Here is a 17,245-nt window from a genome sequence, read left to right on the forward strand (position 1 = left end):
TCCGACAAATGTGGAACCGCCAGGCCGCGGATGAGCTAATTCCGCTCAGCGCGCAGAGCGTGGCGCGCATGGTGGCACGCAAGTCAGATAATGTAGTGACGAGGCTGCGCCGCAACGCTTGGTGGGAAGTCGGGTCTATCGTCTATGTGATTATAGCCTTGCCGTTCGGTATCGACTACTTTAACAACCAGTTCATGAAGGGCTATCTGCTGGCCTTTGAGCTGCTGTCGGTGGCTTTTCTCTACTACTACTACCGCAAGTTCAAACTGCTGCGCCGAATGGATCATGTAGATAAGGACGTGCGTGGGCATTTGCAGACGCTGATTCTGGGTTTGCGCGGCCTGCTTGCCATTTATTTGCGCCTCACGCTCTGGGTTACCATTGCCGCCCTTATAGCCACCACCTCTTATCAAGCCTTTAGGCTTACTCTGAAATACAACGGTGGAAAGCTGTTCTGGAGTATCGGGTTGATGATGATAATCATGTTTTTAACGGGCGCAGTCCTATATTGGCTGATGGTCAAGTTCACTAAGTGGTACCTGCAGAAGCTCTACGGTCAGCACCTCGACCGTCTCGAAGGATACCTGCATGAGCTACAGGCCGATTAAGAATTTGCCCCCCAGCTCAGCTAAAGAACGGGAACATTCATATAAATGAATACATTTAACGTCGACAAACCCTTATTCCAGCTGTGAGCAACATTCTACAAGCAATTGACGTGCACAAAGCCTATGAGTCGCACGTCGCCCTGAACGGCGTCAGCCTCGACATTCCCGAGCGGAGTATTTTTGGTTTGCTGGGCCCGAATGGAGCGGGCAAAACCTCGCTGATCCGTATCATTACCCAGATTACGGGCGCTGACTCGGGCGAAATTCGGTTTCGGGGCGAGCGGCTGAACCCGCGCCACATTGCCCAGATCGGGTATTTGCCGGAAGAGCGCGGGCTGTATAAGAAGATGAAGATAGGGGAGCAGCTCCTGTATCTGGCGCAGCTGAAAGGCCTTTCCAAGGCCGATGCTACCCAGCGCATCAAAGCCTGGATCGACCGCTTCGACCTGCGGCCGTGGGTAGGCAAAAACGTGGAGGATTTGTCGAAGGGGATGCAGCAGAAGGTGCAGTTTATTGCCACGGTGCTGCACGAGCCCAGCCTGATCATCCTCGACGAGCCGTTCTCGGGCTTCGACCCGATAAACGCGAACCTGATTAAAGACGAGATTCTGGAGCTGCGCGAGAAAGGCGCCACCATTATTTTCTCCACGCACCGCATGGAATCGGTGGAGGAAATGTGCGACTCTATTGCCTTAATTAACCGCTCGCGCAAAGTGCTCGATGGCCCGGTAGGCAAGATTAAGGATACGTTCAAAACTAATACCTACGAAGTGGAGGGCAAAGGCCGCCTGATGGTCATTCATCCCGACTTTGAGGTGCTGGAGCACAAGGAGCGCGAAAACGGCTTTTTCTACGACCGTATCCGCCTGCACGAAGGCGTGACGCCCAACGACTTGCTGCGCTACCTCATCGGCCAGGTGGAGGTACATGCCTTCCGCGAGCAGATTCCGAGCATCAATGAAATCTTCATCCGCCGCGTGCGCGAGACGATGCCGGAGTCGTTGGTGGAGGAGAACGTGTGATCTATACCTGTCATCCCTCCTCCATTGTCATCCTGAGGAACGAAGGACCTTATGACATCAGGACAAGGCGCTCAACTGCTATAAGGTCCTTCGTTCCTCAGGATGACAACTGGTTTAAGGATGTCGTTTAAGTAAAAGAAGCAAAACCAACAGCTCCCAATGGATAAAATATGGCTTATCGTGCAGCGTGAGTACATCACGCGGGTGCGCAAAAAGAGCTTTCTCATTATGACCTTCGTGGGGCCGCTGCTGATGTCGGCGCTTTTCGTGGTGCCGGCCCTGCTCACGCAGATGGGGTCGGATGAAAAGAAAATAGTGACCGTAGCCGATGCTGGGGGGCTTTTTGCCGGCCAGCTCCCGGAGAATGAAAAGAGCGACATTCGTTACGTACACGCGCCCCCCGATTTGGAGACGGCGAAAGCGGAGTTTAAAAAAAGCAAGAATTCGGCCTTGCTCTATATTCCGCCCTTTGACCTGGCCAACCCCACGGGCATCAAGCTTTTTGGCCGCGAAAATCTTAGTCTGACGCTCCAGCTGGGCATTGAGCGCATGGTGAACCGCCAGGTGGAAGCCGCCCGCCTGCGCAAGTCGGGCATCGATCAGCAAGTGCTCGACAACTTGAAAGCCGACATTGATGTAGCCACGGTGAACCTGAGTGCCGAAGGCGAAAAATCGAGCAACTCCATGGTGACGTCAGGGGTGGCGTATTTTATGGCTTTCCTGATTTACCTGTTCATCTTCCTTTATGGCGTACAGATTATGCGTGGCGTGATTGAAGAGAAAACCAGCCGCATCGTGGAGGTGATTATGTCGTCGGTGAAGCCGTTTCAGCTGATGATGGGCAAGGTACTCGGGATTGCCGCCGTGGGCCTTACCCAACTATTGCTGTGGGTAGCACTGTCGAGCATCGTTATTACCGGCGTTTCGGCCGCAATGGGGCTGGATACGGTTACCACCTCGCGCACCGAGCAAATACAGACTGCTGCCCAGTCGGCGGGAGCCACGCCCGCGGAAACGGAGAAAAAAACAGCTGTACTCCTGCAGTCAGTATCAGAGGGCTTTGCCAACCTCAATTTGCCCCTGATTATCGGCAGCTTCCTGTTTTACTTCCTGGGGGGCTATTTGCTGTATGGTGCCTTGTTTGGGGCCATCGGAGCGGCCGTGGACAACGAAACGGATACCCAGCAGTTCATGCTGCCCATCACCATGCCCCTGATCCTGACTTTCATCGTGGCCCAAAGCGTGATGATTCGGGACCCGAACGGGCCGATAGCTTTCTGGATGTCGATGATACCGTTCACGTCGCCTATTGCCATGGTCATTCGCATTCCATTCGGCGGCGTCACGGCGGGGCAATTGCTGCTGTCGATGGCGCTGCTGATTGTAGGCTTCATTGGCACAATCTGGATAGCCGCCCGAATTTACCGCGTGGGTATTTTGCTGTATGGCAAGAAGGTAACGTACAAAGAATTGTCGCGCTGGATGTTTTATAAGGGGTAGGAGCACGCCACGGCGCGTTCGACGCCCACGCATAGCTCCAACTATAATGAAAGCAGCGTTTCGCAACGATTGAACGCGCCGTAGCGCGTTCCTACGGAGCCCCGTCGTTTGCCTAGCGGCAAGCCTGACGGGGCTTTTCGCGCTTCACTGGGAACAAGATCCTCGCTAACCGACTTCCTATTCTACGCCACCCACTTTGCTTATGCGCCGCTTATTCCTTCTGCCGATCTTGCTTAGCCTACTCAGCTTCCGCACCGACGACCGTCCTGCTTACCGCCTCTACACCGCCGCCGGCAAAGCTGCCAGCTACGATAGGATGCTGAAGGAACTCGCCGAAGCCGATGTCGTGCTTTTCGGCGAGCAGCACAACGACCCCATCGCGCACTGGCTACAGTTGCAAGTAGCCCGCGACCTGGCTCAGCGCAAAGCTGGCCAGTTGGTATTAGGGTTGGAGATGTTTGAGCGCGACGTGCAGCCGCTCGTGGAGCAATACAATACCGGCGAGCTGGACGATAAAGCGTTTGAAGAGCAAAGCCGGCCCTGGCCCAACTACGCTACCGATTATAAGCCCTTACTCCAGCTGGCGCGCCAGAACAAGCTGCGTGTAGCAGGTACCAACGTACCGCGCCGCTATGCTTCTCAGGTAGCGAAAGGCAGCCTGACCGCTCTCGATAATTTGCCCCCCAGTGAGCGGGAATGGCTGGTGCCGCTGCCTATAGCCATCGATTATACGCTGCCCGGCTATGCGAATATGGCGAAGATGTTTGGAGGCGATGCCCACGATGGCGCGGGTGCTCAGAATATTATTCAGGCCCAAGCGCTGAAAGACGCTACCATGGCGCATTTTATTCTGAAAAGCCGGCAGCCCGGCCAGCTGCTGCTCCACCTCAACGGCAGCTACCACTCCGACAACTACGATGGCATCTACTGGTATCTGCGTCAGGCCGAACCTAAGCTGCGCATTCGCACCATCTCTACCATCTCGCAGGAGCAACTGGGGAAGCTGGAAAAGGAGCATCTGCGCAAGGCCGACTTCGTGCTGGTGGTGCCAGCTGATATGACCAAGACGTATTAATTTTTAATTGCTGTTAAAAGTATGTCGGCAAAGTTGTAACTTAAGTAACTCAGGGGCAATTCAATAGCTGGTCGGAATTATGAAAGTTTGCGAATACATGCTTAGTGTGCTGCTCTGTGGCTTCGGCTTGCTGACTAGCGCCTGTAGCGAAACCAAGTCCGAAATTAGCTTGCAGGCTTTAGGAGGTACTAACCGTCCTATTGCTACAGCAGATACCTGCGACGGGCCAGATACCGCTATTGCGTGCTGCTTTGTGAATATGCCAGCTTCATTAACTTCTACGCTAAAGATGGGCGGCCCCAATGAGCCGGGTGACCCACTACTTATAACCGGCATTTTGCTGCAGGCTGATGGCAAAAGTCCATATGCGGGTGTAATCCTCTACGCTTATCAAACTGACCACACGGGGCATTACACCAAAAAAGGCGGTGAAACAGGTGTTCAGAAGTGGCATGGGCACTTGCACGGCTGGGCAAAGTCGGACAAGCAGGGCCGCTACACAATTAACTCCGTTCGGCCGGCGTCATACCCTAGCCGCACGGACCCCGCTCATATACACGCTGTTATTCAGGAGCCAGGGGGGCGTCGTCCACCGTATTATATCACCGACTTTGTGTTCAAAGACGACCCGTTGGTAACACCGAAGTATATAGCATCAATACTGTCGGTGTCGGTGGGTGGTGCCGGCATAGTTGAGTTGCAGCGAACAGCAACAGGCTGGAAAGGCCACCGAGATATCATCTTGAAGAGGTAGTCTTAGTGACTAAGGAGTTTTGACTAACCACAGGGGAAATAAAAAGCCTTGCTTACGGAATGTAAGCAAGGCTTTACTGTAAAAGCGAGGCAGTTTGTTTATTAAGCTGAGAACGACGAGCCGCAGCCGCAAGTACTTTTAGCTTGGGGGTTGTTGAAGACGAAGCCCCGAGCGTTCAGGCCGTCTTGGAAGTCAACCTCCATGCCCAGCACGTACATCGCGTGCTTCTTGTCCATGATCAGGCGCAAACCGTCAAGGTCGTATACCTCATCATTGTCTTTGGCTTTGTCGAAGCCGAGCAGGTAGCTCATGCCGGAGCAGCCGCCGCCCTGCACCCCGATGCGCAAGCCGTATTCGGTAGGCACCTTCTTTTCTTCAATGATATTTCTAACTTCTACCAAAGCCCGCGAGGTGAGGCTGATGGGAGCAGTTTTGGTTGAAACGGCCGTTGCCATAATGAGTTCGTGGTTAAGAGAAGACTGAAGCAAAGATACGAAGACCGTAGCATTCGTATAGGGATAGAACAGCCGGTTGGCTGGTCCGGTTCACTGGTTATCTTTGCCCAAAGACCGCGCCAGTCGCTTGGTGGCGGTGGCCACTCCATCATCCATCCTTTATCATTTCGCCAAGCCTTCGCTTCGCAAGCCCATATGGATACTACCGCCTATATTTTCGAGCTGCTCAAAATTATTCTGCCTGCTGTTATCGTGGCTGGTTCGGTGTATCTGCTTATCAAGCAATACTTCGAGAAGGAACAGCAGCGCCGTCTGATTGAGCTGCGCTTGCAGAGCAGCAAAGAAACCCTACCTATCCGTTTGCAGGCCTACGAGCGGGTAACGCTGTTGCTGGAGCGAATTACCCCTAACAACATTTTGGTGCGCCTTAGCAGCGCCGGCCAAACGGCCCCCGAGTTTCACCGCCTCCTGCTCCAGGAGATTCGAGCCGAGTTCGAGCACAACCTGTCCCAGCAGCTATATATGAGCCCCGACGCTTGGGACCACGTAAAGCAGGCCCGCGAAAACGTGCTGACGATGATCAACAAAGCCTACCACGCCTTACCATCGCCCCAACAGGCCCGCGGCACCGAACTCGCCAAGCGTGTGCTGGAAACCCTGATTGCGCAGGAAGTAGACCCGACGGAGCGGGCGCTGAACGTAGTGAAGCGCGAGGCGGCAAGTTTATTTTAAGCTGGTTCGTTATTCATAAAAAAGCCCCCACGATATTCTTTGGTGGGCTTTTTTATGAATAACGAACCAGCTATACTGCGGCTAGCTGCGAATCAATGGCTCGCTGATAACACGCCTCGTACAGCGGGACAATCTTCTCCACCGCAAACTCTTCGGCCCGCGCCCGCGCGTTGGCTTTAAAGGTAGGCAGGTTTTCATCGGCCAGAATAAAGAGCGCTTTCTCTACCATGTCGGCCACGTCGCCGACGGCGCTGGTAGTGCCGGTCACGCCGTCTACGTTGAGTTCAGGAATGCCCCCCGCGTTGGTACTGACGACGGGTACTTCGCAGGCCATGGCTTCTAGAGCAGCCAGACCAAAGCTTTCTTTCTCGGAAGGCATCAGGAATAAATCGCTGATACTGAGCACTTCCTCCACAGCCTCCAGCTTGCCCAAAAAACGAATGTCGCTGAGGTAGCCCGTTTCGCGGCAGAGCTTTTCGATGCGGGGCCGGTCGGGGCCGTCGCCGACGAGCAGGAGTTTGGCCGGAATCTGTTTGCGCACGCCCGCGAAGATGCGCACCACATCTTCGACCCGCTTTACGGAGCGAAAGTTCGAAGTGTGAATGAGTAGCTTTTCGCCTTCAGGCGCAATAGCCGCCTTGAAATGAGACTTGTTCTGCTTCTTGAAGCGCTCCAGATTGATAAAGTTGGGAATCACTTCAATGTCTTTCTCAATGGCAAAGTACTGGTATGTCTCAGCCCGCAAATCAGCGGATACGGCTGTCACGCCATCCGATTGATTGATGCTGAAGGTAACGACCGGCTCGTAGCTGGCATCTTTGCCCACCAGAGTAATATCAGTGCCGTGCAGAGTCGTGATGATCGGGATCTGAATGCCTTTGGTGCGCAAAATCTGCTTGGCCATATAAGCTGCCGATGCGTGCGGAATGGCATAATGCACATGGAGCACATCCAGTTTTTCGTGCTGCACGATGTCGACCATTTTGCTGGCTAAGGCCAGCTCATAGGGTGGGAACTGGAACAGCGGATACGGCGGCACATACACCTCATGGTAGAAGAGGTTCTCGTTGAAAAAATCGAGGCGTACGGGCTGGCTGTACGTAATAAAGTGGATGCGGTGTCCTTTGAGAGCCAGGGCTTTACCTAGCTCCGTAGCAACTACGCCGGAACCTCCGAAAGTGGGATAACAAACAATGCCGATGTTCATGGTAGGGGGATGTAGCGCGAGCTTTCAGCTCGCGTTTCGTTGCGGCCAGGGAAGGTAGCGCGAACCGGAAGCTTGGCCTTGCCGTCCTCCGGTTCGCGCTACAGAATAACGGTGCTCCAAGCCAGGCTTGAGGTTGCACAAAAAAAAGCGGTAAGCCATCTTTCGGATGTCTTACCGCCAAATACGGGTCAGAAGTTGCGCGAAAAGAACGGACAACGGGTCATGTCTTGGAAATGCTTTTGTTGAAGGACTTATAAATAACGTCGTGGATGCGTGTGCGGACGTTATTTTGAATCAATTTGTTGTTGCCCGCGTCAGGGTACACCCGATTGGAAAGAAAGATGTAGACGATTTTGTTTTCAGGATCGAGCCATACGCAGGTACCCGTGAAGCCAGTGTGGCCAAAAGTAGCCGGCGGCGCCATGCTCGATGTTGGGCCCTGACCTGGTCCTTTCTCAGGAGTGCCGTGGTCCCAGCCCAGCCCACGACGGTTGCCAGCTATCTGCGGCCGCGAAAACTCCGTCACGACGGGCGACTGAAAATAGCGCGACCCACCGTAACGGCCATTTTGCAGGTTCATCTGCATCAGAACGGCCAGATCATTGGAATTAGCAAATAAGCCCGCGTGCCCGCCCACGCCACCCACGATGGCCGCGCCCTGGTCATGCACCGAGCCGCGGAGCTCGGAACGACGGTAGTAGGTGTCCTTTTCGGTGGGCGCGATGCAGGAGCTGGGAAACCGCTGCAACGGATTATAAGTCATGGTATTCAGCCCCAGCGGCTGATAAAAATTCTTTGCCAGAAACTGCTCAATGGGCTGGTTCAACAGCTTCTCACACAGGCGCTTCACTATCACGAAGGTCAGGTCGCTGTACTCCAGGGGGTATTTACCCTTTACCTTAGGCAGCAAACCAGAGCGCATCGTCCAGACCCAAACGGAATCGTCGGCGGTCTTCAGGCTGTACGTGCCGGGCACCACTTCATTGGGGAAATCAGCCGAGCGGGTGCTGGCGTAGAACGTAGGCTTGAGGCCGGTTTTGGTGACCGTGCGCTCCCACATCGGAATACCTGCCTTGAGGCCCGCCTGGTGCAGCAGCAGGTCGCGCACAATGATGTCTTTTTTGTTGGTAGTACGCAGCTCAGGCAAATACGCCGATACTTTCTCATCGAGGTTAAGTTTGCCTTGGTCTTTCAGGTACATGGCCGCCTGCAAGGTGCCTGCTACTTTTGTCACCGAGGCCAAGTCATAAAGCGTGCTGCTATTTACTGGCTGGGTTCGCTCGTAGGTATTGAAGCCGTAGCTTTTATCGAAAATTACGGCACCATTCTTCGCTACCAGCACCTGGCAGCCCGGAGCAGCGGCGTAAGCCACCGTTTCAAGGGCGATATTATCTATCTGGGCCAAAACACGGGAGTCCAGGCCTTCGCTTTCCGGCGTAGCGTAGCGCAGGCGGTTAAAGTTGGGCGTTGGCAGGCCAGTGCTTGCTTTGAGCGTAGGCGACACGGTAACTGGCAGCCGCCCCTTCGCTGAAAGTGCCCCAAAGAGTACCTGAGGTACCACGAGCTGGGAAGGGTAATTGTCCTCGTAGCCGCAGACCAAGGTTCGGGCTGATTCTAAGTACTTCAGCGCGTAGGCGTTACCCATTGCTACTACTACCGTTTTCACACGGGGGTTGGCCTGAAGCTGCTGAATAAACTTCAGCGCTCCGTCGCCCAGGCCGTACTTATGTACGGGCGTACTATTCATGCCGTGTAGGCTGACAACCACCGTATTGTAGGGCCCTAGCCGCGACAGGATACGGGCATACGTGGAGTCGGGGGCGTAGCGGTTGGGCACTGAGTAAACCGTTCCTCCCTGATACTTATTTATCAGGGTAGCGTAGGTAGTGCCTGTGGGTGCCCCGATAGTGACGGAAGCGATACGCAGGGTATCCAAACGATGAAAAGGCAACAGATTGTCCTGGTTCTTGACCACCGTCACGGCGTGCTCGTACAGCTGTTGCTGCACCATGCGGCTTAAAGGCCGGTTCAGGCTGGTCATCAGATTAGTAAGGTCGATGGGTTGGTAGCGATTAAGCCCCGCCCAATACTTAGCCCGCAGAATCTTACGCACGCGGTACTCCAGGTCAGCGGGCTGAATTTTGCCCCCCGCGATGGCTTCGCGAATTCTTTGCAGCGCTACGGGCACATCTTCGGAGAAGAGTAGAACATCATTGCCAGCGGCCAAGGCCAGGGCATCTACTTCCCCCGGCTTATACAGGTTCGAGACGCTCTTCATATTCAGTGCATCGGTGAAAACCAGCCCTCTATAAGCCATTTTCTCCTTGAGCAAGCCTGTTACAAGATTGTACGACAGAGTCGTGGTCTGAGTGCGCAGCGTATCGAAGAGCGGCATGTATAAGTGGGCCACCATCACGCCCATCACTCCCGCGTCGAAGGACTGCTGAAAGGGATATAAGTCAACGTTGGTAAGCCGGGCCATATCGGTATTCACCACCGGTAGCGCCACATGCGAATCCGTATCCGTATCACCGTGGCCGGGGAAGTGCTTGGCTACGGCAATGATGCCGTGGTCCTGCAAGCCCCGGATATACGCCACGCCGCGCTTGGCAACCTGCTCTTTATCTTCCCCAAAAGAGCGGTTACCAATGACCGGATTGTCAGGGTTAGAATTGACGTCGATAACCGGCGAGAAGCTTACGTGGACGCCCAGCGCCTTCATGTTGAGCGCAATTTCACGGCCCATCTGGTACACGTACTGGTCGTCGTCCATGGCGCCCAGGGTCATGGCCTTGGCGAAATGCATGGAGCTGTCGAGGCGCATATCGAGGCCCCACTCAGCATCCATCGCGATGAGCAAGGGTAGCTTCGCCAGCCGTTGATAACGATTGGTAAGGGCAGCTTGGCGGCGCGGGCCACCCTGCAAAAACATTAGCCCCCCAATATGATAGGTACGTACCAACTCCTCAATCTGGAGTACGTGTTTGCGGTCCTTATTGGAGTAGGCTGCTACCATAAAGAGCTGGCCCAGGCGCTGATCGGGAGTGAGCGAGCTATACACGCTGTCCACCCAGCTCTGCTCGGCCGGCGACATGGGGCGTACGTCTTTGTCAATCGGAGACGAAGACGAAATGATCAGTCCCGTTATGGCCAGCAATAGCAGCAAAAGTCTAATCGAATAATCCTTGAGCATCGGCTCTGCTGGTGTGGTCGTAACGTTGAAAACGAGCGGAATTAGCCCTACTTTTGTCCCCTTCAGAAAGCAATAGCGAGGGGGGCTGTAGTCGTTTTGGCTGACCCAGGGCACCCGGTTTTCGCACTGCTTAGGTAGCTGGTTCGGCAGCCGAGGCCAGGGCTGCACAAACCAAATTTGACCGCGAACTTACGGATAATTTCCCGGCCTTGATCGGTTTCGGCGGTATTCAGGCCCTTTTTACTTCTGTTAACTTCTTTCTTAACCCCCTCAGTTCCCGGTCGATGGCGGACGTGATTCAATTGCTTCCCGAATACCTCGCTAACCAAATCGCGGCCGGCGAGGTGGTGCAGCGCCCTGCTTCCGTGGTAAAAGAATTGCTGGAAAACGCCGTGGACGCGGGCGCTTCGCAGGTGCAGCTGATTATCAAGGATGCCGGTAAGCAGCTCGTACAAGTGGTAGACAACGGCGCTGGGATGTCGCCGACCGATGCCCGCATGAGCCTAGAACGTCATGCTACGAGCAAGATTCGTTCCACTGAGGATTTGTTTCGAATTCGCACCCTCGGCTTCCGGGGCGAGGCGCTGGCTTCTATCGCGGCCGTAGCTCAGCTGGAATTGCGCACCAAACAGCGCGAGTACGATACGGGTACGCTGTTATTAGTAGAAGGCTCGCAGGTAATGAGCCAGCAGCCCGTGGCCTGTCCCGATGGCACCAGCATCGCGGTCAAGAATCTTTTTTATAACGTGCCGGCCCGGCGTAACTTTCTGAAAAGCAACGCTGTAGAGATGCGCCATATTCTGGACGAGTTCCAGCATGTGGCGTTAGCAAATCCGCAGACAACATTTTCGCTTTATCAGAATGAGCTGGAGGTGTTCAATCTGCCGGCCGGTAAGCTAAGCCAGCGCATCGTGGCCTTGCTGGGCAACGGCTATAAGGAGCAGCTGGCGGCCTGTGAGGAGGTGACGCCGTTTATAACCGTCAAGGGGTTTATTGGTAAGCCCGAATCGGCGAAGAAAAGCCGGGGCGACCAGTTCTTTTTCGTGAACAACCGATTCATCCGCTCGGCTTACCTCAACCACGCCGTGTTGGCGGCCTACGAGGGCCTGTTGCCCCGTGACACTCATCCGTTTTACGTCTTGTTTCTGGAGCTTGATCCCAAGACCATCGACATCAACGTGCACCCGACCAAGACCGAAATCAAGTTTGAGGACGAGAAAACGGTGTACGCCATCGTGCGGGCCGCCGTGAAGCAGTCACTGGGGATTCATAACATGGCGCCGTCGCTGGACTTTGAGGGCGATGTTAACTTTGCTCCCATACGGCCGCTGCGCACTTCCGGCGCCAGCCACAATTCCTTTTCCGACGAATACCGCCCCGATGCGCTGTCTGCGGCCGCTGCTCAGGCAGCCTCACCTTCCCCGCGCGAACGGCAACCCGACCGATTTGCCCCCCAGGATCGGAATTTGCCCCCCAGGCCTACCGATCAGGCCAAGCGGGATTTGGAAGACTTTTACCGCTCGCTCGGCCAGTCGGCTCGGCCTGATATAGAAGCTGAAGCTACCGACATGCTGCCGCCCTCAGATGATGAGCTAGCATTGGTAGAGACTGCCAGCCCCGAGTTGCCGTTGCGCGAAAACCAGGCAGGACCAGGGAGCAAGGTTATTCAGGTGCATCAGCAGTACGTGCTGGTACCGGTAAAATCGGGAGTGATGCTCATTGACCAGCTGGCCGCCCGCGAGCGAATTCTGTATGAGCAGTACGCCCAGGCGCTGGAGCGGGAAAGCGGCGCGTCGCAAACCTTGCTTTTCCCGCGCACCGTCACGTTTTCGCCCGCTGATTTTGCTGTGCTGCGCGAAGTTACCGATGCGTTGCACGCATTAGGCTTTCGGTTCACGGAATTTGGCCCCCACACCATTGCCGTGGAAGGCATCCCGGCCGACGTGCCCGCCCGCGACGAGAAGGAGCTATTTGAAGGCCTGATTGAGCAGTTTCGGACCCACGCTGGCCCCGTGAAGCTGAATAGGCGCGAGCAAGTGGCCCGCGCTTTGGCTCGGCGCGTAGCCGCCAGCGCCGCCAGCGCCCGCTTATCGGAAGTAGAAATGAACGCCCTCGTCGATCGGCTTTTTGCCTGCGCCGTGCCGGGCTACACCCCCGACGGCCGCAAAACCCTGGTGCTTTTGGAGCTTGACCAATTGCAGGGCTTCTTTACTCGCTAAGCAAGTAAATTACGCCGCTTTCAGGCTGGTTATCGTTTCTGACGATAATGCCGTTTAAGCCGTAATAATCTGCCTGACTCTAGCCGCAGTTAGCTGTTATTAGCAGCGTAACTTATTTCATCTGCCTTCCCTCGCTTCATGTTCAATCTGACTCCTACAGTTCGTATTCTGCTGTTTATAAATATTGGCGTTTTTCTGCTTGCCACGCAACTGGGGCTGGGGTTTCTGGCTTTGTATCCAGTTGGCTCGCAAAGCTTTCAGCCCTGGCAGTTTCTTACTTATATGTTCATGCACGGCGGCCTGGGTCATATTTTTGGCAATATGTTCGGCCTGATTTCTTTCGGCCCGCTGCTGGAGCAGCGTTGGGGCGCACAGCGTTTCCTAACATTCTGGTTGGTTTGCGGTATTGGGGCCGGTATTCTCTATTCGGGGGTGCGGTTTTATGAGTTGAATAAAATGAGTGAAGCGCGGCTGGCGTTTCAGCAGGCACCTTCCGGCGTGGCCTTCGCCGACTTCTTCCGCGACAATGCTCCCGAGGCGCGGGGCTTTGAAGTGGTAGCCTCCGCTCTTCAGCGCAACCCTAACGATGCGGGCCTGATTGCCTCCGCCAATGAAACCATCAATGCCATCTACGGGCGCAGCTTCAACTCGCCGATGGTGGGTGCCTCGGGCGCGCTGTTCGGCATTCTGTTCGCCTTCGCGTATCTGTTCCCGAATACGGAGCTGATGCTCCTATTCTTTCCTTTTCCAATCAAGGCAAAATATTTCGTCGCGCTGTATGGCCTCTATGAGCTTTATTCAGGCTTCAAGCGGGTGCCAGGCGACAATGTGGCGCACTTCGCCCACTTGGGCGGAATATTGATTGGGTTCATTTTGTTGAAACTCTGGGAGCGAAACCGCACTCGGATGTACTAGTAATGGCTAACACCTGCTGCGTTTTTCATGAGTATTGTAAACGATATCCGCACCGCCTTCAGCCGCCGCGACAACGCCTTGAACCAGCTTCTGCTGATTAATATCCTGGTGTTCGTCGTGCTGATTCTAATCAAGGCAGTGACGTTTTTGGCTGGCGGCTCCGGCATTTATGAAAGCATCGTGCGCCTGTTCAGTCTACCCGCCGACCTGGGCGCATTGGCGCGCCGGCCCTGGTCGGTGCTGACGTATGCCTTTCTGCACCAAGGTTTTCTGCATATCATTTTTAATCTGCTAAACCTGTATTGGTTTGGCTCTTTGGTGCGCGAGTACCTCGGCGACCGGAAGCTGGTGAGCCTCTATATTCTGGGGGCGCTGGCTGGGGCGGCGCTTTTTCTGCTGGCGTATAATCTGGTACCTGCTTACCGCAATGGGCCGTTGGCCGAAGTGCTGGGCGCGTCCGGGGCGGTTACGGCTATTATCGTAGCCGCTGCCACCCTGCTGCCGGATTATACTTTCAATCTGATCCTGATTGGCCCGGTCAAGATTAAATACATCGCCATCGTCATCGTGATTATTTCTCTGGCCGGCATTGATGGTGGCAATGCGGGGGGCGAAATCGCGCACATTGGCGGAGCAATCTTTGGCTTTAGCTTTATTAAGCTGCTCCAGCGCGGAACCGATCTGGGCCGCCCCGTGCAGGCCACCGGCGACTGGTTTGGGGGGCTTTTTAGTGGCCGCCCGCGCCTACGCGTCACGCACCGTAGCCGCCCCACCGAGCCCGCCACCACTGCCCGCAAAGGCGGCGTTGTCAAGCCCGAACAAGACGAGATTGACGTGATTCTAGACAAAATTTCCCGCTCCGGCTACGAGAGCTTGTCGAAGGATGAAAAGCAAAAACTATTTCGGGCCAGCCAGAAATAACCTCGCGTGCCTTCTTAGCCAAAGTATCTGTCATGCTTCGCGCCGCTCTGCATGGCACGCAATAAAAAAGCCCCCCAGATCAAGTCTGGGGGGCTTTTTATATCTGTTTACTGAAGACTACGCCGTCTGAGTCATTTTGTCCAGCGCTTCCATTACTTCCTTCACATGGCCACGCGAAGTTTCGAGCAACTGCTTCTCATCGTCATTGAGCTGTAACTCAATTACGCGCTCGATACCGTTTTTGCCCAGAATAACCGGAGCACCGAGGTATACGCCATCGATGCCATATTCGCCTTCCAGTTTGATGCACACGGGGAACACGCGGCGCTGGTCGCGCACGATGGCCTCTACCATTTGTGCGGCAGCGGCACCAGGAGCATACCACGCCGAGGTGCCCATGAGCTTTACCAACTCACCTCCACCAACAGCCGTGCGTTGCACGATGGCGTCAAGCTCGGCTTTGCCGATAAGCTCCGTCACCGGAATACCGCCTACAGTGGTGTAGCGGGGTAGTGGCACCATGGTGTCGCCGTGGCCGCCCATGAGCACGGCCTGAATGTCTTTGGGACTCACGTTCAGCGCTTCGGCCAGGAAAGCCCGGTAGCGGGCCGTATCCAGAATGCCCGCCATGCCGAACACCTTCTCGCGGGGCAAGCCGGAGGTGAGGTGGGCCTGGTAGGTCATCACGTCGAGGGGATTGGAAACGACAATGATAATAGCGTTGGGCGAGTACTTCACCACCTGCTCCGTCACCATTTTTACGATGCCAGCGTTGGTCGAAATCAGGTCGTCGCGGCTCATGCCGGGCTTGCGGGGCAGGCCCGAGGTAATCACTACTACCTCTGAGTCAGCGGTACGACTATAGTCGCCGGTGACGCCGACGGTACGGGAGTCATAGCCGATAACAGGCGACTTCTGCCAGATGTCCAGCGCTTTGCCTTCGGCGAAGCCTTCCTTAATATCAACGAGAACAATTTCGTTGGCGATTTCGCGGGTGGCGAGTACATCGGCGCAGGTTGCGCCCACGTTGCCAGCCCCAACTACGGTAACTTTCATCGGGTGAGGAATTGGGAGTGAAATATTGGATTCGCGGGGTAAAAGTAAGCGAAAACGGGTTGGGTAAGTAGCAGGTTGTTTAGGAAAGTAGGGGCGGCTTGCAGCCGCCTGTCGTTGTTTAGTTAAACGACCCAAACAACATCAGCCACGACGGGCAGTTACAAGCCGCCCCTACAGTCGCCGCAGCACCAGTACCCGCCGCGTCTCCTCCGTCACTTTATATCGCTCATCAGGCCGGAAGCCGATAACCCAGGCAATGCGCTGGTCAGCCGTGACGAGCACGCGCACGTCATCTTTAAGATTAAGCGGCACTTTTTGGTCAATCAGAAAGTCGCTGATCTTCTTTTTGCCTTTCATACCGATGGGCATAAACCAGTCGCCTTCCTGCCAGCGGCGCACGGTGAGCGGAAATTGCAGGCGGTCGGCATCAAGCGCCGCTTCGTTTTTCTTTCGGAGCACGCTAAATCCTTCCGCTTCCTGCAAGTCGGCGGTCAGATGCAGGCCATCGGCGAGAAGCTTGGTTTGGCCCGCCTGTAGTTGGTAGGTACCAAAGCGCGTGAGGTTCCGGCGGGTAATAACAAGCTGGTTGCGGTCCTTCACCAGCGTATGTGTCGGCGACTCGAAGCGGCGGCCAGCGGTGGCTTTGAAGGCGGCCACAATTTCTTTGGTAACGGGAAAAGAGAAGTTAAACGGCCGCAGCAGCTCATGCAAAACCAGCGTAATAGCTGCCGTTGCTTGCAGGGTGGCAATGTTGAAGTAGATTACTTCATCCTCTTCCTTCTGAGCCTGAGCCGCGGTATCGGCCACGTAGCGGCGTACAATTTCCTCGGCTCCACCTACACGCTCGGCGGTATGCTCCAGGGTCTGGTCGAGGTTAGGATTGATGTCGCGCAACACGGGCAGCACGTCGTGGCGCAGGCGGTTGCGCTGGTAGGTGGTGCTGTCGTTGGAGGCATCCTCGCGCCACACCAGACGATTTTCCATTACGTACTCAAACAGCTCTTCCTTGCCAATGCCTAGAAAAGGACGCACCACGTAGCCGTTTTTGGCTTGAATACCGTGTAAGCCCGCCAGCCCGGTGCCGTGAGTCAGGTTGAGGAGCATGGTTTCGGCGGCGTCGCGCTGGTGGTGGGCGGTGGCAATGTAGCTCAGCTGCTGGGTTTGGCGGATGCGCTCGAACCACTCGTAGCGCAGGGCGCGGGCGGCCATTTGGGTGGAAATGCCTTCTTGGGCGGCAAATTCCTTGGTCTGGAAAAACTCGGCGAAGTAAGGCACGTCATATTTCTTGGCCAGCTTGCGCACAAATTGCTCATCGGCGTCGGCCTCTTCGCCTCGCAGGCCAAAGTGGCAATGGGCAATGGCAAACGGTACTTCCAGGCGGTGCAGCACATCGGCTAAGGCTACGGAATCGATGCCACCGCTGACAGCAACCAACAGTTGGTCGGTGGTGGGGGAAAAGAGATTTTTTTCTTCAATGAACTGGCGGACGCGGTCGAGCATAATACTTTGTTCTGTTGGGGCCTCATCCCCTAACCCCTTCTCCCCGAGGAGAAGGAGTTAGGGGATGAGGCCACTTATTGGGGGGCAA

The 17,245-nt window shown here is 55.3% G+C and carries 14 protein-coding genes; 9 read left to right on the forward strand and 5 right to left on the reverse strand.

Annotated elements, in window-relative coordinates; all coding sequences use genetic code 11:
- The first annotated feature begins 8 nt into the window (after window positions 1–8).
- The 5 genes from B9A24_RS06775 (at window position 9) to B9A24_RS06795 (ending at window position 4,959) form a co-directional block, all read left to right on the forward strand.
- Window positions 9–608 carry a hypothetical protein gene (locus B9A24_RS06775; protein ID WP_084444417.1) on the forward strand — a complete coding sequence of 200 codons (600 nt, stop codon included), beginning with the start codon at window positions 9–11 and terminating at the stop codon, window positions 606–608.
- Window positions 609–691: 83 nt separating this feature from the next.
- Window positions 692–1,630 carry an ABC transporter ATP-binding protein gene (locus B9A24_RS06780; protein WP_084444418.1) on the forward strand — a complete coding sequence of 313 codons (939 nt, stop codon included), beginning with the start codon at window positions 692–694 and terminating at the stop codon, window positions 1,628–1,630.
- Between the two features lie 159 nt (window positions 1,631–1,789).
- Window positions 1,790–3,130, forward strand: coding sequence for an ABC transporter permease (locus B9A24_RS06785; RefSeq protein ID WP_084444419.1), 1,341 nt, complete (start codon window positions 1,790–1,792; stop codon window positions 3,128–3,130).
- Window positions 3,131–3,332: 202 nt separating this feature from the next.
- The gene (locus B9A24_RS06790) at window positions 3,333–4,205 is read left to right on the forward strand and encodes a ChaN family lipoprotein (RefSeq protein ID WP_084444420.1); all 873 of its coding nucleotides are present in this window, start codon (window positions 3,333–3,335) and stop codon (window positions 4,203–4,205) included.
- Window positions 4,206–4,464: 259 nt separating this feature from the next.
- Window positions 4,465–4,959: a dioxygenase family protein gene (locus B9A24_RS06795; RefSeq protein ID WP_234997052.1), complete on the forward strand. Its 495-nt coding sequence runs from the start codon at window positions 4,465–4,467 to the stop codon at window positions 4,957–4,959.
- A gap of 101 nt (window positions 4,960–5,060) precedes the next feature.
- Here the strand turns inward: B9A24_RS06795 and B9A24_RS06800 are convergent, their stop codons facing one another.
- Window positions 5,061–5,414, reverse strand: coding sequence for a HesB/IscA family protein (locus B9A24_RS06800; RefSeq protein WP_084444422.1), 354 nt, complete (start codon window positions 5,412–5,414; stop codon window positions 5,061–5,063).
- Between the two features lie 195 nt (window positions 5,415–5,609).
- Here B9A24_RS06800 and B9A24_RS06805 point away from each other — a divergent pair, with 195 nt between their 5' ends.
- Window positions 5,610–6,146: a DUF7935 family protein gene (locus B9A24_RS06805; protein ID WP_084444423.1), complete on the forward strand. Its 537-nt coding sequence runs from the start codon at window positions 5,610–5,612 to the stop codon at window positions 6,144–6,146.
- A gap of 70 nt (window positions 6,147–6,216) precedes the next feature.
- Here the strand turns inward: B9A24_RS06805 and bshA are convergent, their stop codons facing one another.
- Complete coding sequence (bshA, locus tag B9A24_RS06810; RefSeq protein ID WP_084444424.1) at window positions 6,217–7,353, reverse strand: N-acetyl-alpha-D-glucosaminyl L-malate synthase BshA; 1,137 nt, start codon at window positions 7,351–7,353, stop codon at window positions 6,217–6,219.
- Window positions 7,354–7,573: 220 nt separating this feature from the next.
- Window positions 7,574–10,519, reverse strand: coding sequence for a serine hydrolase domain-containing protein (locus B9A24_RS06815; protein ID WP_234997054.1), 2,946 nt, complete (start codon window positions 10,517–10,519; stop codon window positions 7,574–7,576).
- A 311-nt stretch (window positions 10,520–10,830) separates the two neighbouring features.
- Here B9A24_RS06815 and mutL point away from each other — a divergent pair, with 311 nt between their 5' ends.
- The 3 genes from mutL to B9A24_RS06830 all read left to right on the forward strand — a co-directional run bounded on the left by mutL (window position 10,831) and on the right by B9A24_RS06830 (window position 14,601).
- Window positions 10,831–12,765: a DNA mismatch repair endonuclease MutL gene (gene mutL, locus B9A24_RS06820; protein ID WP_084444425.1), complete on the forward strand. Its 1,935-nt coding sequence runs from the start codon at window positions 10,831–10,833 to the stop codon at window positions 12,763–12,765.
- A gap of 138 nt (window positions 12,766–12,903) precedes the next feature.
- Window positions 12,904–13,680 carry a rhomboid family intramembrane serine protease gene (locus B9A24_RS06825; RefSeq protein WP_084444426.1) on the forward strand — a complete coding sequence of 259 codons (777 nt, stop codon included), beginning with the start codon at window positions 12,904–12,906 and terminating at the stop codon, window positions 13,678–13,680.
- 27 nt (window positions 13,681–13,707) lie between these two features.
- Window positions 13,708–14,601 carry a rhomboid family intramembrane serine protease gene (locus B9A24_RS06830; RefSeq protein ID WP_084444427.1) on the forward strand — a complete coding sequence of 298 codons (894 nt, stop codon included), beginning with the start codon at window positions 13,708–13,710 and terminating at the stop codon, window positions 14,599–14,601.
- A 117-nt stretch (window positions 14,602–14,718) separates the two neighbouring features.
- Here B9A24_RS06830 and mdh read toward each other — a convergent pair whose 3' ends face one another.
- On the reverse strand, window positions 14,719–15,657 hold the full coding sequence (gene mdh, locus B9A24_RS06835; protein WP_084444428.1) for a malate dehydrogenase: 939 nt from the start codon (window positions 15,655–15,657) through the stop codon (window positions 14,719–14,721).
- Window positions 15,658–15,828: 171 nt separating this feature from the next.
- Window positions 15,829–17,157, reverse strand: coding sequence for a tRNA lysidine(34) synthetase TilS (gene tilS / locus B9A24_RS06840; protein WP_084444429.1), 1,329 nt, complete (start codon window positions 17,155–17,157; stop codon window positions 15,829–15,831).
- Window positions 17,158–17,245 lie beyond the last annotated feature (88 nt).

Source organism: Hymenobacter roseosalivarius DSM 11622 (genome assembly GCF_900176135.1).
GTDB lineage: Bacteria > Bacteroidota > Bacteroidia > Cytophagales > Hymenobacteraceae > Hymenobacter > Hymenobacter roseosalivarius.

What these genes read in the sequence shown, in the direction of transcription:
- B9A24_RS06775 (WP_084444417.1), top strand. Translation starts at nt 9, where the DNA reads ATGTGGAACCGCCAGGCCGCGGATGAGCTAATTCCGCTCAGCGCGCAG.
- B9A24_RS06785 (WP_084444419.1), top strand. Translation starts at nt 1,790, where the DNA reads ATGGATAAAATATGGCTTATCGTGCAGCGTGAGTACATCACGCGGGTG.
- B9A24_RS06825 (WP_084444426.1), top strand. Translation starts at nt 12,904, where the DNA reads ATGTTCAATCTGACTCCTACAGTTCGTATTCTGCTGTTTATAAATATT.
- B9A24_RS06790 (WP_084444420.1), top strand. Translation starts at nt 3,333, where the DNA reads ATGCGCCGCTTATTCCTTCTGCCGATCTTGCTTAGCCTACTCAGCTTC.
- mdh (WP_084444428.1), bottom strand. Translation starts at nt 15,657, where the DNA reads ATGAAAGTTACCGTAGTTGGGGCTGGCAACGTGGGCGCAACCTGCGCC.
- bshA (WP_084444424.1), bottom strand. Translation starts at nt 7,353, where the DNA reads ATGAACATCGGCATTGTTTGTTATCCCACTTTCGGAGGTTCCGGCGTA.
- B9A24_RS06795 (WP_234997052.1), top strand. Translation starts at nt 4,465, where the DNA reads ATGCCAGCTTCATTAACTTCTACGCTAAAGATGGGCGGCCCCAATGAG.
- mutL (WP_084444425.1), top strand. Translation starts at nt 10,831, where the DNA reads ATGGCGGACGTGATTCAATTGCTTCCCGAATACCTCGCTAACCAAATC.
- B9A24_RS06805 (WP_084444423.1), top strand. Translation starts at nt 5,610, where the DNA reads ATGGATACTACCGCCTATATTTTCGAGCTGCTCAAAATTATTCTGCCT.
- B9A24_RS06830 (WP_084444427.1), top strand. Translation starts at nt 13,708, where the DNA reads ATGAGTATTGTAAACGATATCCGCACCGCCTTCAGCCGCCGCGACAAC.
- B9A24_RS06800 (WP_084444422.1), bottom strand. Translation starts at nt 5,414, where the DNA reads ATGGCAACGGCCGTTTCAACCAAAACTGCTCCCATCAGCCTCACCTCG.
- tilS (WP_084444429.1), bottom strand. Translation starts at nt 17,157, where the DNA reads ATGCTCGACCGCGTCCGCCAGTTCATTGAAGAAAAAAATCTCTTTTCC.